Annotated in this window: 24 protein-coding genes; 10 read left to right on the top strand and 14 right to left on the bottom strand. The window is 57.4% G+C overall.

The window, feature by feature from the left end:
• Positions 1–43: 43 nt before the first annotated feature.
• The gene (locus QOL82_RS09880; protein WP_283442078.1) at positions 44–1489 is read right to left on the bottom strand and encodes a hypothetical protein; all 1446 of its coding nucleotides are present in this window, start codon (positions 1487–1489) and stop codon (positions 44–46) included.
• A gap of 352 nt (positions 1490–1841) precedes the next feature.
• Here QOL82_RS09880 and QOL82_RS09875 point away from each other — a divergent pair, with 352 nt between their 5' ends.
• Together QOL82_RS09875 and phaP are read left to right on the top strand one after the other, a co-directional pair.
• Positions 1842–2636, top strand: coding sequence for a phasin family protein (locus QOL82_RS09875; protein WP_283442077.1), 795 nt, complete (start codon positions 1842–1844; stop codon positions 2634–2636).
• A gap of 175 nt (positions 2637–2811) precedes the next feature.
• Positions 2812–3402, top strand: a complete 591-nt coding sequence (gene phaP, locus QOL82_RS09870) for a TIGR01841 family phasin (protein WP_283442076.1) — start codon at positions 2812–2814, stop codon at positions 3400–3402.
• Between the two features lie 105 nt (positions 3403–3507).
• Here phaP and ligD read toward each other — a convergent pair whose 3' ends face one another.
• Both ligD and ku read right to left on the bottom strand, forming a co-directional pair.
• Positions 3508–6162, bottom strand: a complete 2655-nt coding sequence (gene ligD / locus QOL82_RS09865; RefSeq protein WP_283442075.1) for a DNA ligase D — start codon at positions 6160–6162, stop codon at positions 3508–3510.
• Complete coding sequence (ku, locus tag QOL82_RS09860) at positions 6159–7055, bottom strand: non-homologous end joining protein Ku (RefSeq protein WP_283442074.1); 897 nt, start codon at positions 7053–7055, stop codon at positions 6159–6161. Before ku ends, ligD begins: the two co-directional genes overlap by 4 nt.
• Before the next feature lie 203 nt (positions 7056–7258).
• Here ku and QOL82_RS09855 point away from each other — a divergent pair, with 203 nt between their 5' ends.
• Complete coding sequence (locus tag QOL82_RS09855) at positions 7259–7456, top strand: hypothetical protein (protein ID WP_283442073.1); 198 nt, start codon at positions 7259–7261, stop codon at positions 7454–7456.
• A gap of 91 nt (positions 7457–7547) precedes the next feature.
• The gene (locus QOL82_RS09850; protein ID WP_430438463.1) at positions 7548–8132 is read left to right on the top strand and encodes an MBL fold metallo-hydrolase; all 585 of its coding nucleotides are present in this window, start codon (positions 7548–7550) and stop codon (positions 8130–8132) included.
• A 375-nt stretch (positions 8133–8507) separates the two neighbouring features.
• On the opposite strand, the gene QOL82_RS09845 is transcribed toward QOL82_RS09850, so the two are convergent.
• Entirely contained in the window at positions 8508–9191 is a 684-nt protein-coding gene (locus tag QOL82_RS09845) for a cysteine hydrolase family protein (protein WP_283442072.1), read from the bottom strand.
• Between the two features lie 463 nt (positions 9192–9654).
• Between QOL82_RS09845 and QOL82_RS09840 the strand changes: the two genes are divergently transcribed.
• Positions 9655–11583, top strand: coding sequence for an ORC-CDC6 family AAA ATPase (locus QOL82_RS09840; protein ID WP_283442071.1), 1929 nt, complete (start codon positions 9655–9657; stop codon positions 11581–11583).
• Between the two features lie 230 nt (positions 11584–11813).
• On the opposite strand, the gene QOL82_RS29250 is transcribed toward QOL82_RS09840, so the two are convergent.
• On the bottom strand, positions 11814–12044 hold the full coding sequence (locus QOL82_RS29250; RefSeq protein WP_430438462.1) for a helix-turn-helix domain-containing protein: 231 nt from the start codon (positions 12042–12044) through the stop codon (positions 11814–11816).
• Between the two features lie 87 nt (positions 12045–12131).
• On the opposite strand from QOL82_RS29250, the gene QOL82_RS09835 reads away from it, so the two are divergent.
• Positions 12132–12920, top strand: a complete 789-nt coding sequence (locus QOL82_RS09835) for a hypothetical protein (protein ID WP_283442070.1) — start codon at positions 12132–12134, stop codon at positions 12918–12920.
• A gap of 104 nt (positions 12921–13024) precedes the next feature.
• Positions 13025–13759 (top strand): hypothetical protein, encoded by a 735-nt coding sequence (locus tag QOL82_RS09830; protein ID WP_283442069.1) that lies wholly within the window; start codon positions 13025–13027, stop codon positions 13757–13759.
• Here QOL82_RS09830 and QOL82_RS09825 read toward each other — a convergent pair.
• Positions 13748–13957, bottom strand: a complete 210-nt coding sequence (locus QOL82_RS09825) for a hypothetical protein (protein ID WP_283442068.1) — start codon at positions 13955–13957, stop codon at positions 13748–13750. The genes QOL82_RS09830 and QOL82_RS09825 overlap by 12 nt on opposite strands.
• Here QOL82_RS09825 and QOL82_RS29360 point away from each other — a divergent pair.
• Entirely contained in the window at positions 13874–14137 is a 264-nt protein-coding gene (locus tag QOL82_RS29360) for a cation transporter dimerization domain-containing protein (protein ID WP_488158808.1), read from the top strand. The genes QOL82_RS09825 and QOL82_RS29360 overlap by 84 nt on opposite strands.
• A 98-nt stretch (positions 14138–14235) precedes the next feature.
• Here QOL82_RS29360 and QOL82_RS09820 read toward each other — a convergent pair whose 3' ends face one another.
• Positions 14236–14892: a hypothetical protein gene (locus QOL82_RS09820; RefSeq protein WP_283442067.1), complete on the bottom strand. Its 657-nt coding sequence runs from the start codon at positions 14890–14892 to the stop codon at positions 14236–14238.
• Between the two features lie 35 nt (positions 14893–14927).
• Here QOL82_RS09820 and QOL82_RS09815 point away from each other — a divergent pair, with 35 nt between their 5' ends.
• On the top strand, positions 14928–15152 hold the full coding sequence (locus QOL82_RS09815) for a winged helix-turn-helix domain-containing protein (RefSeq protein WP_283442066.1): 225 nt from the start codon (positions 14928–14930) through the stop codon (positions 15150–15152).
• Positions 15074–15718 (top strand): IS630 family transposase, encoded by a 645-nt coding sequence (locus tag QOL82_RS09810; protein ID WP_283442065.1) that lies wholly within the window; start codon positions 15074–15076, stop codon positions 15716–15718. The genes QOL82_RS09815 and QOL82_RS09810 overlap by 79 nt, the downstream gene beginning before the upstream one ends.
• Before the next feature lie 18 nt (positions 15719–15736).
• Here QOL82_RS09810 and QOL82_RS09805 read toward each other — a convergent pair whose 3' ends face one another.
• The 7 genes from QOL82_RS09805 to QOL82_RS09775 all read right to left on the bottom strand — a co-directional run bounded on the left by QOL82_RS09805 (position 15737) and on the right by QOL82_RS09775 (position 24200).
• The gene (locus QOL82_RS09805) at positions 15737–17083 is read right to left on the bottom strand and encodes an MFS transporter (RefSeq protein WP_283442064.1); all 1347 of its coding nucleotides are present in this window, start codon (positions 17081–17083) and stop codon (positions 15737–15739) included.
• A 312-nt stretch (positions 17084–17395) separates the two neighbouring features.
• A complete protein-coding gene (locus QOL82_RS09800; protein ID WP_283442063.1) occupies positions 17396–17704 on the bottom strand; it encodes a hypothetical protein in 309 nt (102 codons plus the stop codon).
• A gap of 60 nt (positions 17705–17764) precedes the next feature.
• Positions 17765–18139, bottom strand: a complete 375-nt coding sequence (locus tag QOL82_RS09795; RefSeq protein ID WP_283442062.1) for a hypothetical protein — start codon at positions 18137–18139, stop codon at positions 17765–17767.
• 56 nt (positions 18140–18195) lie between these two features.
• Positions 18196–21300: an efflux RND transporter permease subunit gene (locus tag QOL82_RS09790; protein WP_283442061.1), complete on the bottom strand. Its 3105-nt coding sequence runs from the start codon at positions 21298–21300 to the stop codon at positions 18196–18198.
• A gap of 10 nt (positions 21301–21310) precedes the next feature.
• Entirely contained in the window at positions 21311–22432 is a 1122-nt protein-coding gene (locus tag QOL82_RS09785; protein WP_430438461.1) for an efflux RND transporter periplasmic adaptor subunit, read from the bottom strand.
• Positions 22433–22434: 2 nt separating this feature from the next.
• Complete coding sequence (locus QOL82_RS09780; protein ID WP_283442059.1) at positions 22435–22989, bottom strand: hypothetical protein; 555 nt, start codon at positions 22987–22989, stop codon at positions 22435–22437.
• A complete protein-coding gene (locus tag QOL82_RS09775) occupies positions 22986–24200 on the bottom strand; it encodes a TolC family protein (RefSeq protein WP_283442058.1) in 1215 nt (404 codons plus the stop codon). Before QOL82_RS09775 ends, QOL82_RS09780 begins: the two co-directional genes overlap by 4 nt.
• Between the last annotated feature and the right edge of the window lie 552 nt (positions 24201–24752).

Below are 24752 nucleotides of genomic sequence, written 5' to 3'. Positions count from 1 at the left end.
TGACCGGGGCCGCCCGCAAGCCTGATGGGGAACCGCCGGCGCCCTAGCGGCGCGGACTCGCATGCGACCGCTGGACGGAAGCCTGCGGCGCCGCCGCTGCGTGCCCGCGCGCCGACGCGCCCGCCGTCGGCGTGAACTGCGGCATCTGCCAGCCCAGCACGGCCACCATCAGCAGCAGGACGAACAGCACCGTGGAACTGCTGGCGACGCGGCTTGCCATTCCCACGGTGCTGCGCCGGCGGCGGCTGCGGCGTTTCTGCATCCAGGCCGCCACCTGCATCGGGCGGCGCTCGCGGTAGACGCGTGCTGCGGCCGGCTCGGCAGGCGCAGCGGGCGCAGGTTCGGCGGCTTCAGGCGGCATGGCGGGCAGCGCGAGCGCAGACAGCGTGGGCTCGGCCCTGCCGTCGGGCATCACCGGGTCGGGCGGCGCGAAGGCTGGCGGCACTGCCGCCGGATAGATCTGCGGCGCGGTCATGTCCGGCGCCGGGGCGGTGGGCAGAGGAGGGATGGACGCCGGGGCGATGGACGCCGTCATGAAGGCCAGGTCGTCGGGCGGCGACTGGGCCGGCGGTGCGGACGCGGCCTCGGCCGGCGCATCGAAGGTGTCGGTGGCGATGCGCGCCTGCTCCAGCAGCGACGAGAAGCGCCGGCTGCGGCGCGGCTCTTCCGCCTTTTCCTGCTGCGGCGCGGCCGCCGCCGGCTGAGGCGCTGCCGCCGGCGGCGCTTCGTGCCGGGCCTCGTGGACCGGGGGCGCCTGCGCGGCGAGTTCGTCCGTCTCGTCCGCCGGGTCGTCGAAGAGGAAGGGCGCAGGCCCGAAGCGCGGCGGCGCGGGCGGCAATGTCGCCGTCGTGTCCGGCGGCGCGTCCGGCGCGAAAGCGGACGCCTCCGGCACAGCCGCATCGGGCAGCGCCGGCGCTGCCGCCGGCGTCGCGCCCGCAGGCTCGGGCAGGCGCAGGAAGGTTTCGCCCAGTTCCGGCAGCGCTTCCTTCAGGCGCTGCAGCAAGGGCGCGGCGGCTTCGTCCATCACCAGCAGCAGGCTGACGTCCAGCGGGTCATGGACCAGCTTCAGCAATATCTCGTCGAATTCGGGGTCCGGCCTGGACAGCGCAATGTCGAAGCGGTGGACGATCAGCAGGAACTGCCTGTCCAGCGCCTGCTGCCAGAACGCGAGCGCTTCCACCGGGCCGGCCATCGGCGGCGCCAGCGGCGCCTGCGGGGCCGCCTCCAGCACCGCGGCCTCGATGCCCGCCAGCAGGTCCGGCACCGGGAACTCGCTGCCGGCGTCGAAGACCACGACGACATCGCCGTCCACCGCGGCTGCGCTGGCCGCGTCGGCCAGCGCAGCCGCCTGCAGCCGGCCGGCCTCGCCGGCACTCTGATACAGCAGGGTAAGACGCGACAGGCGGGCCAGTTCGATGATGTTGGCCAGGGCGCCGGACCCGGCTTGCGGGCTTTCCGTGCTTTCCTGGCTCGCAGGGGAGGGGATCATTGCCGTTTCATGCAATCGCTGTGCTGCTCCGTGTAAGGGTAATGGAATGGGAAGGAGCGTCGTCGGGAGGCGAGGCGCGCGGACGCGCCAATGATGTTGACCGCATAACACACGCCGGGTTCAATTCGCCGGGACGCCTGCCCGGCCGGGCGTCGCCGGTCTCCGTGCCGTCTCTAGAAGATCCGCCGATGTTCTGCGGGTGGAAAACAGCGCGATCCTTATCGCGCAAAGTGATTCCGGCAATCAATTCTATTTTTGACAAAACCATGAAAAACCCGAAATACTCGGCTAGAATTCGGTTTGCTGCATAGCAGCATTCGTAAAGACCTAATGTTCTTTCCAAGAGGAATCCATGTATTCGATACAAGAACAGTTCAAGACCGATGCGCTTGCACAGATGAATTACCGAGTCAGCGACGCACAACGCATTGCAGGAACTATCCTGGATCTGGGCCGCGAGATCGGCATGCTGAATATACGCACGACCAGCGCATCCGCCCAACAACTGGGCGGCGCGATGCAGAAGCTGCTTGGCGCCGGCAACCCCGGCGAATTCCTGCAGCTGGCCGCATCCGTGATGCGGCCGGACATGCAGATCTGGACCGATTATGTCGCGCAGCTGCAGGGCATCGCCGGCAAGATGAGCCGCCCGGCGGGCGTGCCCATGCCCTCCCCGATGGCGATGCTTGCGCCGATGGCCGCCGCCGCGGCGACCTGGCCCAAGACCGTCGCGGACGCGGTGGAGGCTGGCGTGAAAGCCACGCAGGCCGGGGCGGAGGCCGTGCTGCCGGACGAGGCGCCGCTCGAAGCGGCGCTGGCGCCGGCCCCTGACGTTCCGACGCCGGCAAGCATCCCGTCGGCTGCGGCGCCCGCGGAAGACAGCGCGCCAGTGTTGCCGGCTGTCGTCAGCACGCCGGCCGAAGCGGTCGAAGCGATCAAGGAAGTGGCTGAAGCGATGACCGGCGCGATCAAGACGCCGCCGGTCGTGATGGCGGCATCGACGCTGCCGCCGGACTCGCCCGCGGTATCGGAAGTCAAGGCCGTCGCGAAGTCCGCGGCCGCCCGTTCCGGCCGCAAGCCGGCGCCCGTGCCGAAAAAGGCGTCCGGCCCGGCCCGTTCCGCTGCAGGGCGCGCCCGCAAGGGATAGGAATTGAATCAGGGAATTGAATACGGGAATTGAATCGGCATTGCTGCAACAAGGGCGTTTCGCATTTAAATGCAGCGATTGTCCATTCAGCGCCGAATAGGTTAAACTTCGTTATGTTGCGCTGCAATATAAATTGCGCACCGCGAATATAAAGTTATTTTAAATGGAGAATGCAATGGTCCCGAACGTTGAGCAATACATGAATTCCAGCAAGGCATTTCTTGAATCGCAAACTACCGCATTCAAGACCCTCGCAAGCACCGCACTGGAAAGCACCGAGAAAGTCACCACGCTGAACCTGGCGGCATTGAAGGCTTCGGCCGCCGACGCCGGCAACGTGATGACCCAGGCAACCTCGGCGCGCGATCCGCAGGCGCTGTTTGCGCTGATGACTGCCCAGTTCCAGCCGAACGCCGAAAAAGCGGCATCGTATGCACGTTACCTCGGCGAGATCTTCGCTGAAACCCAGTCGGTATTTTCCAAGGCTGCGGAAGCGCAGATCGCCGAAGTCAGCCGCGCCGCCGCCGCGATGGTCGACCAGGTGGCTGCCGCCTCGCCAGCCGGCTCGTCCGACGCGATGGCGCTGGTCAAGTCGATGATGGGCACCGCGAACGCGGTCTACGAGCAGGTCAACAAGGTTGCCAAGCAGACCGGCGAAGCCATCCAGGCCCAGACCGCCAGCCTGGCAGGCCAGTACACGCAGCCGCTGCAGACCATGCAGAAGGCCGCCGCGACCGCCGCCAACAGCAGCACCGAAGCCGCCTGATTTTCACAGGCTGCGTCGTACCCGGAAGGCCGCGCGAGCGGCCTTTTTTTCGTCCGGCAGATCGATCGCGCCGGGCGGCAAGCCCCCGCGCGGCGCGCAGGCCGGCTAGCTCTCGAATGCGTCCAGCATCTTCGCGGTCAGCTTCTGCCGGCTGCTGAAATACCTGGCCCACGGATCCTGCTTCAGCCCTTCCAGCCGCTGCCGCAGGTTGAGCACGGTGTAGCTGTCCGAACGCAGCTTGCCGTCCTCCAGTTCATCCCAGTCCAGCGGCGTCGATACCGGCGCTTCCGGCTTTGCCCGGGTCGAGTAGGCGGCTACCGCGGTCGACTCGGACGCGTTGCGCAGGTAATCGACGAAAATGCGGCCGCCGCGCTTGGCCTTGCTCATCGTGGCGATGAAGCGGTCGGGCAGGACCCGTTCGAGCTGCTGCGCCACTGCCCTGGAAAACGCCTTCACCTCGTCCCATGACCGGTCCGGCGCCAGCGGCACGACGACATGCAGGCCCTTGCCGCCCGTGGTCTTGACGAAGCTGTCCAGGCCGATGTCGGCCAGCAGCGAGCGCACCAGCAGCGCGCCGTCGACCACGTCCTTCCATGCCAGCGCGGTGTCCGGATCGAGGTCGAAGATCATGCGGTCAGGCCGGTCCAGGTGGCCGGCGCAGGCGCCCCAGGTATGCAGCTCCAGCACGCCCATCTGCACCAGCCGCACCAGTTCGGGCAGCGTGCCGGCGGTCATGTAGGTCGCGGTCGTGCCGCCGGTCGGCACCTCGATCCGGCCGACGCCTTCCACCGTCGTGTCATTCGCATGCTTCTGGAAGAAGCAGTGGTGGCCCTGCGGGCAGCGCACCAGCGTGAGCGGGCGCTGCGCCAGGTGCGGCAAAATCCACGGCGCAATGTCTTCGTAGTAGCGGGCCAGGTCGAGCTTGGTGACGCCGGCCTTCGCGAACAGCACCCGCGACGGATGCGACAGGCGCACGCCGGCGACCGTGGCTTCCCCGTCCTTCTCCCGGCTGCTGCGCGCGGTCCTGGCCGCAGGCGCCTTGGCCGCAGCCGTCGTTTCCGCCCCTTCCACCCCTTCCGCTTCCTCCCGCGCATGCTCCCCGGCCTGCTCCACCGGCACCGGCGCTTCCTTGACGACCTCGCGCGCCGGCTTGTCGCTGCGCATGCCCATGAACGCGCCTTGCCGTATCAGGCCGTCGTTGGTCCACTGCGCGAATTTCACCTCGGCGATCAGTTTCGGCTCAAGCCAGTGCAGGCCGGGTGCGCCGCGTTTCCTCGGCGGGTCGCGGAACGGCGGCGTGTCGGTCGCCAGCGCCGCGAAGTCTTTGGACAGGCTGTGCAGCATCGCGGCGTCGAAGCCGGTGCCGACCCGGCCGGCGTAGCGCAGGCTGCCGTCGTCCTCGTAGACGCCCAGCAGCAGCGCGCCGAACTTCTCCCGTTTCCCGGCCGGGTCGGTATAGCCGCCGAGCACGAACTCCTGGCGCTGCTGGCACTTGACCTTCAGCCAGGCCTGGCTGCGGGTGGCCGCATACGGCGCGCTGGCCAGCTTGACCATGATGCCTTCGAGGCCGTGCATGCAGGCATGCGAGAACGCGTCTTCCGCGTTGCCGGCAAGGTGGTCGCTGTAGCGCACCGGCCCGGACGGGTCGGTTTTTTCCAGCAGCGAGCGCAGCAGTTCCTTGCGCTGCGCCAGCGGCATGCCGCGCAGGTCGTAGCCGTTCAGGTAGGGCAGGTCGAATGCGTAGTAGGCAAGCCGGCTGCCGGCCTGCGACATGTTCTGCAGCATCTGGAAGCTGACATTGCCCTGTTCGTCCAGCGCGACCACTTCGCCGTCCAGCCATGCTTCCTCGGCCGGCAGCGCGGCGGCGGCCTCGGCGATGCCCTTCCACTTGGCGGTCCAGTCATTGCCGGCGCGGGTGTACAGCGTTGCCTTGCCATCCTGCAGCCGGCACAGCGCCCGGTAGCCGTCGAACTTGATCTCGGACAGCCATTCGTCGCCTTCCGGCGCGCGGTCGGTCAGCGTGGCCAGCATAGGCTCGATCATCGCCGGCAGCGCCGCCTTGACGCCGGCGGCCGCTGGCGTGGGCGCGGCTGTCGCTGCGGATGCGGCCGCAGGTATAGCGGAAGCCGCTTCGGGCTTTGCTTTGGGCTTTTTTGCGGCAACCTTTTTCGCGGCGGTCTTCCTGGCGGCGGCCTTCGCGGGCCGGGCGGCCTTGCCGGACAATACGCTGTCGGGCAGCAGTTCGGTGACCTCGGCTTCCCGGCCTTCGCGGGCAGCATCGTCGCGTTCCTTGACCAGCAGCCAGTTGTCCTTGCCTTCCTGCTGCCGGCCCATGCGCACCAGCGCCCAGCCGCCGGACAGCTTCTCGCCGTCCAGCGTGAATTTCATGTGGCCCTTGCTATACCCGGCGGCGGCGTCGCCCACCGGCGTCCACACCCCGCGATCCCAGACGATCACATTGCCGGCGCCATACTCGTGTTCGGGTATGTCGCCCTCGAAGCTGCCGTATTCGAGCGGATGGTCCTCGACATGCACGGCCAGCCGCTTTTCCTTCGGGTCCAGGCTCGGGCCCTTGGGCACGGCCCAGCTTTTCAGCGTGCCGTCCAGCTCCAGCCGGAAATCGTAATGCAGCTTGCGGGCCGCATGTTTCTGGATCACGAACGACAGCCGGCCGGCCGGGGAAGCGGCGGGCGCGTCGGCGCCGCGCGGTTCCGCGGTCTTGTCGAAATGGCGTTTCGCCTGGTACTTTTCCAGCGTCATGCGCGTGCCCTGGTTTTCTTCGCCGGTTCATGCGCGGTTTTGCGCGCGGGCGTCTTGGCGGCCGGCGCCTTCGTGGCAGGCGCCTTTGCGCCGCGCTGCTTCATGCTTTCGCGCAGCAGGGCCATCAGGTCCACGATATTGCTTTCCTTGGCCTGCGCTTCCTCTTCCGGCTCCGGCTCCGTGATCAGCGTGGTCTGCTTGGCCTTGATCTTGCGCTGCACCACGGTCATCACGTCCTCGCGGTAGGTGTCGTGGAACTGGTCCGGCTCGAACTCGCCGGCCATGCCCTTGACCAGCGCCAGCGCCATCTCCACTTCCTTGTCCTGCAGCGCCAGCTTCCGGCTGTTGCTGCGCGGGAGTTCAAAGTCGTCGACGGCCTTCAGCTCGTCGTGATAGCGCAGCGTGTTCATCACCACCATGTCGCCCATCGGCAGCAGCGCTACCAGGTGCTGCCGCGCCCGCATCACGACCTGCGCGATGCCGACCATGCCGGAGCGGTTCAGCGCCTCGCGCAGCAGCGCGTAGACCTTTTCCCCGCCCTTGTCCGGCGTCAGGTAATACGGCTGCTCGAAGTAGACCGCAGGCACCTCGTCGCGGTTGACGAAGGTCACGATGTCGATGGTCTGGCTGGCTTCCACGTTGGCCCGCCGCAGGTCTTCCGGCGACAGCACGACGAAATGGTCCTTCTCGTATTCGTAGCCCTTGACGATGTCGTCCCAGTCGACCTCGCGGCCGGTGTCCTTGTTGACCCGCTTGTAGCCGATGGGCGCGAAGTCGCGCTTGTCCAGCATCGTCAGGTCGAGTTCATGCCTGCGGTCCTCGGCGGAAAACATTTGCACCGGGATGTGCACGAGGCCGAAGCTGATCGCCCCTTTCCACAGGCTTCTCTGCATGGTGTCCTCCTATTTCGGCCAACGTTAGCGCCGCCGGTCAAGCGCTGCCAATAGGACAAGTTCTCAAACACTTGTAGGAAAGCCAAACGGATGGCCGCGACCATCCTTGCGCATTGCCGTGCCGCCTGCCTCGCGGACCCTGCACAAGGCGGCGTCCATGATATAAAACGGGCGTGCCGACCAACAACACGAAAGGTGAAGCGATGGCCAAGAAAGAGGAACTAGACGAGGAAACGCTGGCGCTGATCCACTGGTGCATCGAAGTGGAAGGCTTCCTGGTCGCGGGCGGCGCCACGGTGGACGAGGCGCAGGACCATATCGAGGAACAGATCGAATGGTTTACCGACCAGTTCTACGACGGCCTGACGCCCGAGGAAGCGGCGAAGGAAGCGCTGGCCTGACAGCCGGCGATGACGGACAGCGTCCTTTCGGGGGCGCTGTTTTTTTGCAGACAGCCGGCGCCTGCAGGCACGGCATCCAACAAGGAAAAAAATGAGACAGACCACGCTGTTCGCCACTGCCGCGCTTGCAGGACTGACAGGACTGACGGCCTGCGCGCCGATGCCGACCGCCGCTCCGATGGACGCAGGCGCGACGGCAAAGACCGGGGGCAAGACCGAAATACAGTGGCTGGGCCAGGCCACCACCCGCATCACCACGCCGGGCGGCAAGGTGATCGTGATCGACCCCTGGATCACCAGCAACCCGAAGACCCCGGCGCAGTTCAAGACCCTGGAGTCGCTCGGCAAGGTCGACCTGGTTCTCGTCACGCACGGGCACTTCGACCATTTCGCCGACGCGCCGGCGCTGGCCAAGCTCAACAACGCGCCGGTCTATGGCCCGGCCGGGCTGATGCAGTCGGTCGCCGCGCTGGGCATCCTGCCGGCCGAGCAGGCGGTGCGCTTCGGCAAGAGCGGGACAGTCACGCCGCTGGGCGCCAACATCAAGATCACCCAGGTGCATGCCGAACACAGCTCCGAGCTGGCGCACAAGAATGCCGCCGGCAAGGACGAGGTCCATGTCGGCGGCGAGCCGGCCGGCTTCATCATCGAGATGGAAAACAGGTATTTTGCATAATTGGAATTGTCCATAAGGGGTGGGTGAGTGAGCTAACGTGTCCTATTTCACGCTTCTTTCACAAAAATCTAGGAATATGAAGTCGGTGGATCGTCCATAAAAAGTGTCCATAAGAGGAGGCTGAGAAGGTGAGAAATTTCCTGCCAAGTCCGGAAGCAATAAGAAGCAGATCGGCAAAGCGATCTACTCAAACACGGTTTATTTCAAAGTTCCGACCACAACAGGTTATAAGCTGGCTAACTTCTAACGAGCCGTGCAAGCACGGTTTATAAGAGCAATCAAAGATTTTTCCACTAAAACTCTACTAATTAGTGCGTCGTCTAGTATGTCGTAAGCAGCGCGTAGCGGTGTTTACAACCATTTACCATTTTCCGCTTATCTAAAATCAATTAGATCGCTCCTGCTGAGAGTAACCCTCTTATCAGCCAACGGTGTGTTGTTGGAATTAATAAAACCAGGCTGATTCAAAAGCTGATATTTGGCCAGCTCAGTATTAATAAGCACAGGGCTAGATATGCCGTCAGTCGCAACCACTACGGTAAACCCTTTTGTGTTTGCATGAAACGCTGAGTACATTACTGCACCGTTTGCTGCGCTTCCGACAATGACTAGCGTACTGACATTTCGTTGCTTCAGAAGATTCTCAAGGTCTGTGTCGGTAAATTTGTTCGCGCGTGCTACTACCGTTGGCTCCCCTGACTGTGGCGCAACCGGTGCTAACATCGGCGGAGGACCTGCAGGATTAACGGTACTAGCATAAAGTACAGGAACCTTTGAACTTCGCGCTTTGCTCAGCAACCGTGAAATAGCAGGCACAGTTTTAACGCATTCTGGATTCGGTTGACATATAACCACGTTAATGTCTAATATTAATAATGCAGTAGTCTTAGCATCAAGCGTCACTGAAACAGCAGGTGGAACATTAGGAATGGCGACATTACTAGAATGAAGGGAAGAAGAATCCGGCGAAAGATTCGAGGTTGGAATTGTGCTACACGCTCCTACTAAAGAGAAAGACAGACACAAGAGAGTTGTTTTAGCCTTATTAGTTTTAATCATCGTATAGCTCCACGTTAGGATATGTCGATTGCAATACTGTATTAATAATGACAGGTCATAGAGTATCATGCTTGATTCGAATCTACCATACCAAGAGCGAACGCCCATCACAAACACGATATTTTTTCTAAAACTCGACTGAAGCATTATTTTCCCGCAATACCGGCCCGCGTATCAGTTTCCAATTTTTTTCATATCAAAAGCGATAAAAGGTAGTGCAGTCGTTAGCCCTACTAAAGATTGCTTTCCTACGGCAGTCTGTATAACTTTTCATAAGGTTAAGGTCGCTGAGGGCAACATTAAACTCTTAGTTTTATCTAATGACCGAGGTCGCAAGAAATACATTCGTGTGCGACGAGCTTCAATCACTTGAGCCAATGCAAAAAAACAGGCCACTCTTCTTAAAAAATTAGGCTTACTCATAATTTTTTATACAGTTAATATTAATAAATAAGAGAAAAAAATGAACGGCAAACAGCGACAAAATCTTAGAAACGCATTTGATTCAATATTGCGAGCAGATTATATTACCTTAGATAACGTCGAAGAACTTGGTGACCTTGAAGATTACTTCATTGATTTCTTTGGAATACTTCAAAATTTATTGCAGAGGCAGGATAACTTTATATCCGGCAGACGCGGTACAGGTAAAACGACGAACTTATTAAGGGGCTACTATGAATGCCTAAAAACCATATCGCCCAAACTGAAAAATAAGGGCAGTTTGATAGAAGGTAACAAAATTCTGCCGATCTATATAGATCTAACTACTTGCAATGACTTATTTGATTATGAAAACGATTTCAATTTAATAGAAATACATTTCGTTCGTCAAATTATCCAGTCACTTAAAGCACAGTTGGCATTGATGTTTGATGATAAATTTCTTGCAGTATTTACGAGAGAAAACCCGGCATTAGATGATTTAGATTATATCGAAAAAGTCCTTGTTGAAGGTATTACCATAAGTGCTGGTAGGCAAATAAATATCACTTCTTCAAAAAAACAAACAAACTCATCAGAAATATCACTGGAATTATCAGCTGCAAGTGCAAAATTAGCTGCGAAAGAAAATGGTTCCCAAAGCGTAGAGCAGAGCCAGACCGTTTCACAACTCAAAGGCCTTAATGTTCAAGAGTTCTTAAATAAAATAAGCGATATTAAGAAAAAAGCAGGAATTGACTCTATATATGTTTTCATTGATGAGTATTCAGATCTAAATTCATCGTCGCAGTTGAAATTTAGCTCACTTTTGAAATCCTTCCTTGGATCTCGTATCGGAATGTTTTTCAAAGTTGGGGTAATAACTGATAGATATGACTTTGGACAAAAAATTATTGTTGGTCGAGACATATTTCCAATTCCATTAGATTTTAATGAATATGTGGAGAGGTACAATGGTGCAATTGCCGCTATCAATAAAATGCAAGAGTTTGTTGAGTTGTTAATAAAAAAAAGGATAGAAATATTTTGCCCGGATCTAGGTCTATCTGATGTTTTTAAGTCTGGTACGCAGGAAATGTTCTATCGAATTACGAGAGAGACTATTGGCGTTTCAAGAACAATAGGAATGATTCTGCAGAATGCTTTTGTGCAATCTCAGTCTTCGCAAGACGGTAAGATCGGTCTGTCTGAAATAAATTACGGCATTAGTAGCTCCAGAAAAACATATCAGAAGCAATTTATCGGAAGTGTGAAAAAGAAGTTAGTGCCAGGCTTTCAGATGGATATGTGGAATTCCATCCTAGAAAGGTCTTTAATAGAAAAAAATAAGTTTCCTGATCGGCCAGCTAGCCATTTCATGGTTGACACATTGCGAAAAGATTATTTAAATGTACTATGCGAAAATTTCCTGATTCATTTTATGTCAGAGAATGTATCCTCCAAGCATGGTGGGAACTATAATTTATACTCAATCGATTATGATGTGTGCAGCGAATACAATATTAAATATGCTGATAAAAAGGATGAGTACACGCCAATTCGGTTTATTTATGACTCAGTATTATCACAGTATGATGCTTATTTTTTTGGTGCAAAGCAGAAGAGCTATAAGTGCGATGTTTGCGAAAAAATATACGGTGAAGAGGAAGTTAAGCAGTTTAAAGTTAAACGGTGCTTTGACGATGATGCTGTGCTCAGAGAGATTATTCATCAAGAGGCTCCTGTTTCGCAGGGAAACTTTGCAGAAGTCGAGATAAAAATTTTGGGGCTAATATCCCAACTACCTATAGCTGAAGCTATGACTGCAAGAGAAGTAGCGGACTCAGTGGGATGTACGGTGCAGAAAGTTTCTGCATGGGGCGGAAGGGTGCTGGAAAGATCAGGCGATATAAGTATTGATAAAACTAATAAGCCTAACAAATATTATTCAAATGACCGCCTTGAATAAAAAGTTTTGTAGTCGTATCGAAAGGAGCTTTGACTAAAAAGCTTCACTTTAACAAAGTTGAGAGAAGAGTGTTAAGTAATCTTAAGCGAGAATCCAATTTGGATTTTTACTAAGCAGTCGTTGGTTCGATCTGCGTTGACCGCAATTGGAAAAATTCGGCCGGCAGCAAGTATAGATTTTTGTCACATTGACTACTTCATGCCAGACAAATGCTGCAGCCCTTTAAATTATTACTCAGGTTTAAGAAGTTCAACGATGTCCACCTGAAGTGCTATGGCCAGCTTTTCTAAATGGTCTAAAGAGACTGTTTCTACTCCATTCTCGACCCGAGATAGAAACGTCCGTGACAGACCGGCATCTTTTGACAAGGACAACTGTGAAACTCCACGTTCCTTGCGCCATCGTGTAACGTTACGAGCGACTCTCTCCCTCGCAGATTGATACTTCGTGGGTTGACTCATGGCTGCCCTTCTTCCGGCGCGCCACTACTTCTTTTATGTGCTGTATACGGTACACTGAAGTGTGTTCTAAAAGGCAGCTTACATAACTTGCCAAAATACAATGCATTAAAGAAAAAATCCATCAGTCGAGATTCTAATGCATTTGATGCTGCCTTTCGTCTATGTAACGAAAATGTTGAAGGTGCGAGATTTCCTGCACGAAGAAATAATTTGGATAGCGCTATGATTTCGTCTCAGTTCCTCACGTCTTATTCTTTTTTTACAGCTGCAGTTGCTGCGTATCAAAGCATGCCCGCAGATGCTCGAAGGTCCCCTGAGGTAAAAACTGTCGCGGGTGCGTTCGACAAAGCAACGGCAGGACTATCAAAGCACGAAAAGACTGCGCTGCTGCTGTTCATGCTGCGGCTCATCCAGCAGCCCGAGGAATTTAAGCAGAATAGGATTCACCAATACAGGATAGAGTCCAGCCGCGACAAAGATATTGCAAAGCAGTTTCCTCAAATCGTTAACGAAAAGCACATTATTATTGAGTCCGAGTTTCTGGCCCGCGCTGGCATAACAAAAGAAGATCTCTCTCAAAAGCTTCGCGAGCGTCGAATCTTCAGTATTCCTGAGTGGATTCACAAAGATCCAGGCGAGAACTACTACGCGGTTTTTTTCGTCGATCCTCGGTACGACCGATCTTCGCTTGAAGCAGTATCAATGGCTCTGCGTGCATCTCCTGACGAAAGAAAATACCGCTTTTTCACGACTTCTACTCCAACGTTAGGCAACAAAACGCCTTTAGAGGTAATAGCGGGTGGGGAACTTGAACGCGTGGTCAATGCGGCGAAAGCGTTTCGAAGGCAGACAATGACAAGGTTAGACAACCTTTAGGAAAAAGACTGTAGCTGTGAGTTCTATAAAGCTACATAAAACTTGATGACGCCAATGGATACCGACGGTTTGACTACAGTATAAACGAATAAGACGGACAATTTATGACCCAGAATGTGCAGGACTATCCGCCAAACGCCCGTCGCATATTAAACGAAATTATGATGCTTCTTTTCACTCCCGAAGCGGTCATAGGTGGGAGCATTTCAACTGACCAGGTTGGTACATTGATAGCTCAGTTTCTGAACGCAGCTAAGTCTGATGTCACAACGGTAAAATGTTTGCTAAGCAAATTGCTTGTACAGTTGGAAACGTTAGAGAGCCAGATAGAGTTGCGTGAAACTGAAGAGGCAAATCGAGCGTTTCAGGTTGCGCTGAAGGCGCAGGAGGAACGTCTGCACAGCATGCGGCCGATACAGGCCGAGCGGCTACGAGATGAAGCTCAAAAGAGTTTGCACAAGTGGCGTGTCACAGACCAAAATGTGATTTCGCAGAAAATAAAATCCAAAGAATTGCTGACACTGCCTGAGTTTCTAGATACTAGGGGAGTGAGCAAACGGGCGGTTGGCAGCGCACTGGCGTGGGGTCGGATGTTTTGCATCACTGGCCCGGATGGGCAGGACTACTATCCCACTTTCTTCGCTGATTCCAGTGACTACGTCAGGCAATGTCTAGGGAAAGTTTGCCAAGCTCTTGGCGACATTCCCGCATATGCAAAATACCAATTTTTAACGACCGATTCTCATTGGTTAATAAATGGTGGAACTCCCATACAAGCCATACGTATGGGACGAGTCTATGACGTACTTCAGACGACCAAATGGTTGTTACAGCCTTAATGTTTTTTTGGGGAAAACTTTTGTTGCCCCGGTATAGTGCAGTCGGCACGCGTCAATCTGGAAGGCGTACCCGAGGAAATCGACGTTGGCCACGTTGGCGACGCAATAGCGGCCGTGCCAGGCGTGCAGAGCTACCACGACCTCCATGTCTGGGCTATCACCAGTGGCAAAGTCAGCCTGACGGTTCATGTCGTCCATGCCCCGGAAGTGTCAGCGTCTTCGGTGTTGGACGCGATATGGGAACGTCTGGCACACGACTTTCGCCTTACTCACGTAACCATCCAGTGCGAATTAGTGGAGTGCGAGCAAATCGATGAGGACTATCATTTTAACTCACTAGCCAAGGCACATGGTTCGCATGTAGGGCACAGTCACTAACTTGGCTGGCTATGCTTCACACACTGAGAGCGAGGCGAGTATAAATCAGCTTTTAGAATTGCTGCCACATTCGAAGCTGCTGCCACAAGGTAGACGTTTTATTTTGAAATTGAAATTACTGGCCCGGATTTTTGATCAGCGTAAACGCTCATTTGAAACAATTGATACAACAGACTGAACGCTTTTTTATTCCATTGGTAGCCATTTTGTTCCCGCACTGCATAGTAGAACCCATGGGACGCAACGGAAAGATCAGCGCCAAGAGGTATTCGATTCGCTTCTACAATTTCAAGGGTGTTTACCGGGTTTTCGGTTACAAAAGGCGTGGATGGATTCGGGACAACATCAAACTCTGGCTCTTCGTTTATGCCCCGCCCTATAAACGTTAAAATTTCGTGAAAACTACGGAGCCGTAGTCGTCCGTGCAATGGATATTCGCCTCCAATGTATCCTTTGCGAATATCCAAGAAAATGTCATTAACCGGGGCTTCTTCGGCTTCTGCATGAAGCTTCAGCCTTTCTTCGTTCGATAAAATACTTGGATGATAGTTGGTAATCATCACGCGACCATTAACCCGCTTTGATACAAGGTAAGCCTGCTGATGCCCAAGGTAGTTTAAGGAATAATCTTTGTAGATTGTCGTGAAAGTTTCTGGTGTCACAGCCGCCGCTGGCACAGTCCATGTGCGCTGGAAGTGCAGTGGCTCAACATACAAAGCATGGCGATCCTGGATCGAAGAGAGGTGCGAAACCACCTGCCTAAAAACCACATAACGAGGATGCGCCCGCAATGCAATGCAACCATGTGCCGCTCAAACTCGGTGGCCTGAAACAAGCCTTGGCCAATCAGGTGGCCGCCGTGAACGACTGGACTCTGCAGCAGTTATGCGACTGGGTGCAGACTGAACATGGTATCCGGGTCGGGGTGAGCACAATGTGGAAGACCTTGGCGCGGCTTGGCCTGAGCCTGAAAAAAAGTCACTCCATGCCAGCGAGCAAACGCGTCCAGATGTAGCACAGGCAAGAGCGGCATGGCAGGCCAGCCAGCCTGACACGCCGGTGAGCCGCCTGGTCTTTCTTGACGAGACTTGGGCCAGCACGAATATGACGCCGACCCGTGGTCGTTCGGCAATTGGCGAGCGCTGTTTGGGGCGGGCACCTTACGGGCACTGGAAAACCACAACGTTTGTTTGCGCCTTGCGCACTACAGGATTAGTCGCACCGCTGGTACTGGATGGCCCGATCAATGGCCCGGCTTTCCGGGCGTGGGTAGAACAGATGCTGGCTCCCCAACTGCGTCCCGGCGATATTGTGGTGCTGGACAATCTTGGCTCGCACAAGGTCACAGGTATAGCCGAAGCAGTGCAAGCCGTCGGCGCCCAATTGCGTTACTTGCCGCCTTACAGCCCTGATTACAATCCAATCGAACAGGTCTTTGCCAAGCTCAAAACATTGCTCAGGAAGGCAGCCAGGCGCACTGTCGACACACTGTGGGCCACTATCGGCGACTTACTTGATCGATTCCCTCGCGACGAATGCGAGCGCTATATCCGCCATGCGGGTTATGGCCAGTCAGGATGAAAACGCTCTAGCGCATCCCTAACTGCGTTCACCAGGCCATCGAGGATGATGATCGTCAATCATGTAAGGATGGCTATGGGTTGTCGCCGCTGTCAGTTCACCTTGAGCCAAATGCGCACCCAGATCCTCGGCGTCGGCATGTGTGTGCACAATCACGTCCGGGTCATTTGCAGGCCAGACTTTCCAGGCGATAGCAAGACCTGCCGCAGTAATGGTTGCCAGCGCGGCGAAGGCTGCGGTCATGCCGAATCTTGCACCAAGCTGGCCTGCAAGCGGGTAGGTAATCAGCCAGCAGCAGTGCGACAAGGAGAACTGCGCGGCAAACACAGCAGGGCGATCCTGAGGATTTGCGGAGCGCTTGAGCAGCCGGCCGCTCGGCGTCAGCGTCATGGAATAGCCTAGTCCCATCGCAAACCATAAGGCGAGTAACGCGGGCCATTCATAGGGCGAGCCCAGTTGCGTCACGCCGACGCCCGCCGCAAGGCTCACTGCCATGATTGCCGCACCGGTCATCATGGCGGGCCGGTCCGCACGGGTTTCCAGCAACTTTGGCAGCAACAGCGCCATGACCATGGAACCGGCGCCAAAAGCAGCCAGCCCGAGCGGCACATCCGTGCTCGGCCGTCCCAGCTTGCTCTGGATATAGACCACGGTGTTGACAATCACCATCGCGCTGGCGGCTGCCGCGGCAAGGTTCAGCGCCAGCAGACCTTTCAGGCGAGGCGTGCGCAAGTAAATCGACATGCCGCGAAAGGTTTTTGCGTAAATGCTGCCAGTGCGCTTTGCTACGGTTCGCACCTGCGGCAAGCGCACTGACACCACCAATGCAGCCGACGCCAGGAAGCCGATGACGGTACCGCCGAACAGCCAGTGAAAGCTGATGACTGTCAGCAAGGCCGCGGCCAGAATAGGGCTGATCAGGTTTTCCATATCGTACGCCAGCCGGGAAAGCGAAAGCGCCCTGGTGTAGTCCTTCTCTTCCGGCAGCACATCCGGAATCGTCGCCTGAAAGGTTGGCGTGAATGCCGCTGACGCTGACTGCAGCAGAAAAATCAAAATGTAGATTTGCCATATCTGGTTGACGAAGGGCAGCGACAGCGCGACCGCTGCTCGCACCAGGTCCATTGTCACGAGAAACGCGCGGCGCGGCAGGCGATCGGCAAACGCGCCGACGATCGGAGCCACACCCACATAGGCGACCATTTTGATGGCGAGCGCGGTTCCCAGCACGCTGCCGGCTTGCGCCCCCGCCAGATTGTAGGCTAGCAAGCCCAGGGCGACCGTTGCCAACCCGGTGCCGATCAGCGCAATCACCTGCGCCAGAAAAAGATGCCGGTACGTCCGGTTTGCAAGCACGTCTAACAATTTGACCTCCTCAAAAATGCCTGGTGCTATCGTCTAGTTATTCAACCGCATCTCAGATGCGGTGTAAAAACCGATCGTCGAAGCACACGGCTTGTCGTTTTACGCGATGCCGTCGCGGGATAACGGCGAGTGAGGCGGGCCATCGCCGCTAGCCTTGGCCTTCATTTCATTGAAAATCGGACGTTCACGGCCTTGTTGTCCGCGAATGTCAGCGCCGCAATCGCTTTGGCGCCTTTGGCCAGCTTTCCCTCACCCTTTGTGGCCAACGTATTGTCGCCAGCCGGCTCAAGGTCTTGGTGATCCCAAATTCATTTAAAGGATGCCTTTTCCATCGCGCAGAGCCTGCGCCTTTTCAGCCATAAACTCCTGACCAGCGATATGCATGAGCTCGACAAAGCGTGCCTGCTCCGAAATGTTGGCACCCAATTGCGCAAAATAGACCCGCCCGGGTGCATCTGATTCAGAAGCTCTCCTGGCAAGCCATTCGACCAAAATTGCACGCTGTTCGTAGGTCAGTATATGTTCCACCAAGTAGGTTGTTACCTGAGTGACTCCCGCCACCATGTCGTACAAACCGGCAATGTTGACCTCTAAGTGGTTGAGTCTTTTTTCAGTTTCCATAGCGTTGTCCTCATTACAGGCTAGCGGTACGGCATCTCCTGCCATACCGCTAGCCATGCTTTACTTCACTGAAAATCGCACGTTCACGGCCTTTTTGTCTGCGAATGTCAGCGCCGCAATCGCTTTGGCGCCTTTGGCCAGCTTTGCCTCGCCTTTTGTGGCCAACGTATTGTCGCCAGCCGGCTCAAGGGGCAGCTCGGACTTCTCAGCACCGTTCAATACGGTCAGCTTGCCAGTGACACCGGCAGTGGACACTGGTTTGCCATGGTCTTCCACGTAAATCGTGGCTTTGCCGTCCTTGTTGACCAGCTCGAAGCTCAGGTCGCTGGCCGACTGCACCACGCCGCCATGTTTTGGCTTGTCGCCGTGGGCCAAGACGTTGCCGGATGCTGCTACGGCCATGACCATTGCTGCGAGGGTTATCAACTTCTTCATTGCGTTCTCCATAGGAGCAGCGGCTCTGAGATGGGCGCCGCTGCAATAGCCCATTTTTAATATGCTTCTGTCGCTTCACCCGCCACCAAAGCCTCCAGCGGCTTGCGGCCAACCAGCCAGAAAATCAGCGGTGTGAGGAGCGAATCGAGAATCGTCGAGCTGATGAGGCCGCCAAAGATGACAACCGCGACGGGGTGAAGGATTTCCTTGCCAGGGGCGTCCGCGGCCAGAAGGAGCGGCACCAGCGCACATGCCGCCACCAGCGCGGTCATCAGCACAGGTGTCAGGCGTTCGAGCGAGCCGCGCACGATCATCGGCAGGCCAAACGTTTCGCCTTCAAACTTGCACAGGTTGATGTAGTGGCTGACCTTGAGAATGCCATTGCGAGTCGCGATACCGGCCAGCGTAATGAAGCCCACCATAGATGCCACAGATAATGAGACGCCGGCAATCCACATCGCAATAACGCTGCCGATCAGGGCAAAGGGAATATTGCCCATGATGACCAGAGCTAGCACACTGGATCGGTAACGTGAATACAGAACCATGAAAATCATCGCCAGCGACACCAGAGACAGGCCGGCAATAAGCCTGGTCGACTGTTCCTGCGCCTGGAACTGGCCTTCGATGCTAACAAAGTAGCTACCCGGGAGCGGGGTTGCCGCGATCGCCTTGCGGACATCGCCAATCACCCGCGACATGTCGGATCCGTCAGTGTTGGCGTACACCACAATGCGGCGCCGGCCATTCTCCCGTCCAATCTGGTTCGGCCCATCGCCTTCCTCGACCGTGGCCACTGCGGAAAGGGGAATGCGGCCTGCGGGGCTGTCCAGCATGACACGCGCCAGGTCCTGCGGAGAACGTCCTTCGTCTGGCAAACGCACCACGAGGTCAAAGCGACGCGGGCCGTCGACCACCTGCGTGATGCGCTCACCCTCAGACAGCGTTTGCAAGGTCTTCAGTATCTCGCCGGGCGCCAAGCCGTACTGCGCCGCTTTCCGATAATCGATGCGCACCTTGATCTGCGGGATAAGCACCTGACGCTCCACCGACAAATCGACCAGTCCAGGAACTGCGGCCAACCTGCCGCGCAAGCCCTCGGCCAGGCCCCGCAGCGTATCGATGTCGTCGCCATAAATTTTCAAGGCAATCTGTGCGCGAACACCTGACAACAGATGGTCAAGCCGATGGGATATTGGCTGGCCGATCGCGATCGAGGCTGGAATCACTGCCAGCCGGGCACGAATATCCGCCATGACGGCTTCCCGGTCGCGGCCGGACCGCTTCAGGTCGACGTCGATTTCCGACGAGTGCACGCCTTCCGCATGCTCATCCAGCTCGGCGCGACCAGTACGCCGGCCGACTTTCGTCACTTCAGGCACGCCCTGAACCAGCGTTTCCGCCAGGCTACCCATGCGGTTGGCCTCGGCCAGCGACGTACCCGGCGTGAAGGTCATCCCCATCACCAACGAACCCTCGTTGAACGCGGGCAGAAAGGCGCGCGGGAAAAACGGGACGGTGGCCAGTGCCAGAATGACTGCCAGCACTGCGGTAGCCAGGATCGGTTTCGCGCGCGGAAAAGACCATTCCAGAATGCGCGTATCCCAAGCCTTCAGACGGCGCACGACCGGGCTGTCGCCATGGCCTAGCTGCTTCATGCGTGGCAGCAGGTAGTAAGCCAATACCGGCGTGACTGTCATCGAGACCAGCATCGACGCCAGGATAGAGACGATGTAGGCGATGCCCAGAGGGGCGAACAGGCGGCCTTCGATGCCAGGCAAGACGAACAGCGGCACAAACACCAGGACAACGATGACCGTGGCATAGACGATGCCCGAGCGCACTTCTACCGAGGCGTGCCAGATTGTTTCCAGCACGGACACGGAATTATCTTCCTCCTTGCGTTGCTTCAGCCGTCGCAGGATGTTCTCGACATCGACCACCGCGTCGTCCACCAGTTCGCCAATGGCGATCGCCAGGCCGCCGAGCGTCATCACATTGATGGACTGGCCGAGCAGGTGAAACGCGGCCGCGGTCACTGCCAGAGACAGCGGTATGGCAATGAGCGAAATGACGGTGGTGCGGACATTCAGCAGGAACAGGAAGAGGATGACCGCCACCAGGATGGCGCCGTCGCGCAGCGCCTCCACCACGTTGTTGATGGACGACTCGATGAAGTCCGCCTGGCGGAACAGCACTTCCGGCGCGGACAAGCCTGCAGGCAGCCCTTGCTTGAGTTCCGACAACGCGTTTTCAATCTGGCGAGTCAGCTTCACTGTATCGGCGGCTGGCTGTTTCTGCACGCTGACAATCACGGCGGGCTTGCCATTCATACCGGCGTCGCCGCGCTTGAATGCTGGCGCATAACGAACCGTCGCCACCTGCTCCAGCAATACCGGCGCGCCATCGCGATATGCAACCGCCAAGCCCTTGATGTCTTCAAGGCGATTGGTACGGCCAAGGTTGCGAATCAGGTATTCCCGGCTGTTCAGGTCAATGAAGCCGCCACTGGTATTGGCCGCAAAGCCACGCAATGACGCCTCCACCTGATCGAGCTTCACGTTGAACTGGGCCATGCGCGCCGTATCGGGTTCAACCCGCAGTTGCCGCACTTCGCCGCCTATGGGGATGACTTGGGATACGCCGGGAATCGACAACAACCTGGGCCGCAGGACGAAGTCGGCATATTCCCGCGCTTGCATCGGGGTCGCCTTCGCAATGTCGATGGGCAGCGCGATCAGCATGATCTCGCCCATGATGGACGACACCGGGCCCATGATCGGCGTGATGCTGCCGGGCAGCTGTTCCTTGACCAAGCCGAGACGCTCGGAGACAAGCTGCCGATTGCGATAGACGTCGGTGCCCCAGTCGAACTCGGCATAGACGATAGACAGGCCGACGCCGGAGACGGAACGCACCCTTGTCACGCCTGGCATCCCGTTCAACGTCGTCTCGATGGGGAAGGACACCAGTTGCTCCACCTCTTCCGGCGCCATCCCGCCTGCTTCCGTGAGTACAGTGACAAGCGGCTTGTCCAGCGCCGGAAACACATCGACCGGCGTACGGGAAGCCATGAACGTGCCATACACCACCAACAGCAATGCCGCGACCAGGACAAAGAGCCGGTTGCCAAGGCTGAAACGAACGATCCAATTAAACATGTGGTCGTTCCTATCGAATCTGGTTGATGAGCGAGCTGCCGGACACGACAACGCGGTTATCTGCAGCCAGACCCTTGACCACCACAATCGTCTTGCCATCGAGAGGCTTGACCTCGACCGGTTGAGCAATGAAGCGCTCGGCGCCCGATTTGATCCAGACGACCGATTCGTTGGCCTGGTTGCGCACCAGCGCCTCCGCCGGCAGTGCTATTCCCTTGACCTTGTCCGTCAGCCCGACCACTACGGTGACTGGCTGCCCGACCGCAAGAGCGACGTCCTTGGCGCTTGCCCGGAACGTCAGGGGCAAGGCACCTTCACGAAGAACGCGGCCACCACCCAGGAAGCTCAATTGCACACCGGGGTAGCCGGCAAGGGTAGCGTCGCCAATCCGGCCGGCAAGCGCTGCATCCGTAGTCACTGCCTCCACGACCATGCGGTTCGGGTCAACGATGTCGAACAACACATCACGCGCCTCGACAATTTGACCATTCAGGATGTTTGCCGTGGCGATGACACCTGATGCGGGAGCAACAAGCGCTTCACTCCCGCCCACGCTGCCCGATACTGCGCGTTCCCGGCCGCCCAGGCTGGTCAGTTCGGCGCGGGCCGCCTCGATTTCCTTTTGTGGAACGGTGCCTTCCAAGGACTCCAGCCGCTTGACCCGCTGCTCGGCCAAGCGGCGGTTGGCCCGGATATCGGCCAACGTTGCTTGCTGGTTGCCACGGTCGATGGCGCTGGCGACTGGACGCACATGCGCCAGGACCTGCCCTTTCTCAACCCGCTGGCCAGCGACTGGCAGTCCCTTCGGGCCGGGCTCGATACGACCGGCAAAAGGTGCTTGCACCCGGCCACCGGCGTTCGGGTCAATGCCAATGCGCCCGTTCAGTTCCACTGTCAACGGGTGTTCAGTCTCTTTCGCCATGACGGTCTGGATAGCCATGCGGCGCTGGGCGAGTTTCGGCACGTTGACGCTGCCATCAGGCAGCCGCGCGAGGCCGCTTCCGCCACCTGCAGCAGGGGCGTCCAGGTGCTCGCCATTCGGGCCGTGGGCGCCGGGGGCGGCTATGGTGGCCGGCGAGAAGGCGCTGGCGGCGACTAACATAACAATGAGGGTAGAAATTTTGTTTAACATGGTCATTTCCGAGTCTGGGATTTACGGCGGAGCAGGGCGACAACCAACGCTGTGAGCGCAGCTGCAACAAGCCCCCCTGCAACGGCCCAGCGGGTTAGGGAATGCGAATGATCGTCCGCACGATCGGCGGCCTTCACTTCCAAGGTGCCCTCCAGTAGGTCGCTTTCGCCACCTGCAGTGAGCGTGAAGATCACTGCGTGTTTGCCGGGCACGGCGAGTGCCTCAAGAAACTTCGCATCGTCGACGGCATAGTCGCCAAGGTCGGCATGAAATTTGGCAGGTGCTTTCAAACCATTGGCTTCTACTTCCAACGTGGCGTTAAGCACTGGCTCATTGGTTTCATAGCGGTCAATCAAAATCGAGAACTCGCCGCCTTGCACCTTCCCAACAAGCTCAAATGACTCGGTGAACGTTTCCACGCGTGGGCCGGAGGTGCCTTGAGCCTGCCCACCGGGAGCGTCCAGGTGTTCGCCGTTCGGCCCGTGCGCGCCTGGCGCGGCAAAAGCGGCGGACATGCTGAGAAAAGAAATAGAGAGGAATTTTGCTAAATTTTTCATGGAAGGACTCCGAATGCTTGGTTCAGGCGGGCCCGTGCGAGGCCCACTGCAATTTGCTGTTGGTGCACGGCGACATCTGCTTCATGCGACAAGGCTTCCGAGCGCAGCAGTTCAGCCAGCCCGCGTTCTCCTAAGCGAAAGGCCTTTTCAATAAGCTGCGTGTGCTCATGCATCAGGGCCGCACGCGTAGTCGCCGTACCTAGCGCCTGCTCAGCCGTTGCAAACTGCTTGCGCGCCAGCTCGACGTCACCCTGCAGGACCGCTTCGGCCTGCGCCGCTTCCGCCGCGGCCGACTGGATTTGAGTTAGCGCCGCAGTTTCCAGTGGACGGTTCCTGGCATTGGTCCCAAGGGGAATTTGGACGGCGATACCGACACTGCGGCTATTACCACCAGCGAAACTGTCCTGTTCGCGGCGCATGGAAACGCCGACCGTTGGCGGGTCGCTACGGGTTGCCGTGACAACTTTATGGGCCGCCTGCGCACGGTCCAGAGAGCTGCGGGCAGCCAGCAGACGTGGATGCAGGCCATTCTGTGTGACGACCGGTTCCAGTTCAGGCTTCGCAATCTCCTGTTGCCCAGTAAGTGCCGTGTAGCGGGCTTGGGCTTCTTGCAGCTTCGCCTGTGCCGCAGTCACGGAACCTTGAGCAGCCAGAACCTCCTGTCGGGAAAGCAACTCGTCAGTTCGTGCCAAATCGCCAGCCTTGACTCGGCTACTCACTTCCTCGGCCAAGCCTTCAAGGTGGTGCAGGTGGTCTTGTACTTCAGTCAATGCTTCACGGGCAGCTGCGACGGCCCAAAGACGTTCCCGGACTTCGCCTGCGATGGCTAGTCGCGCACTGGCAATCTGGGCTTCCAAGTCGTCAGCGCTCGTCTGTGCCAACGCCTGGCGAGCCGACTTCTGCCCCGGCAGCCAGACCGGCGCAGACAAGGAGAGATCGGTTTCCCGCATGCCGTTCCGGTCAGTCCAACGGTCGCTACGCTGAGATAGCCCCACTGAGGGCGAACCGGCTATCCAAGACTGCGCCGCCTCCCGGCCAGCGAGTGTCTCGTCGCGCCGCGCTTCCAATGTGCGCCCTTGGGGAGAGCGTTGCCAGGCCGCGTCCACGGCTGCTTTCAACCCGGGCAACCCGGCTTGGGATAGCGCCAATGGCGACGCGAGCACCATGGCAGACAAAATACAAATACGGGAAATCAGATAACAAGCACGCATGCCTTCTCCATTCGGTTTTCAATGAAAAACAGAGTGGCCGAGGGCAGTGGCAGCACAAACGGCAAAGCGCCGCGCAGACAGACTTAAGGGTTATCAAAAGTGCAATAACACCCTCGGCAGATTAACCGAGGGATGAGGGAGGACGCTGAGGGTCTTCGAGGAAGGGGTCGGGAAAGTAATACGCAGGCTCATGGAGCTTGATTGTGTACGGTTCTATCATCAGGGACGGCATTGCCCCGGACGGCAAGGAAGCTGACTGCTGGGAAGCTGAATGGTCCGCGAAATGGGCTGCGGATTCGCCAGAGTCGTCATAGTGGACCGAACCGTCATCGTCGTGATGATGGCTTGTGGCTTCCAAGTGCTCAACCTCGTGCGCGATGTCGAACATCTTTCCTGCGAACAGCCCCCCGCCTTGCATAGCAAAGCTATGTAAGGGGAGAAGCATCAGCAAGAAAATGCACAGTAGGCGACGCACGAGACACCAATCTGAGAATGAGGGCTGAGATTATAACAGCCGGTCTTTAACCTACTTTGGGGGCCGCTCCGCCTACA

This window comes from Noviherbaspirillum suwonense (assembly GCF_900182955.1).
GTDB lineage: Bacteria > Pseudomonadota > Gammaproteobacteria > Burkholderiales > Burkholderiaceae_D > Noviherbaspirillum_A > Noviherbaspirillum_A suwonense.
The sequence above is the reverse complement of the archived record's forward strand: the minus strand, read 5'-3'. Positions and strand labels throughout refer to the sequence as shown.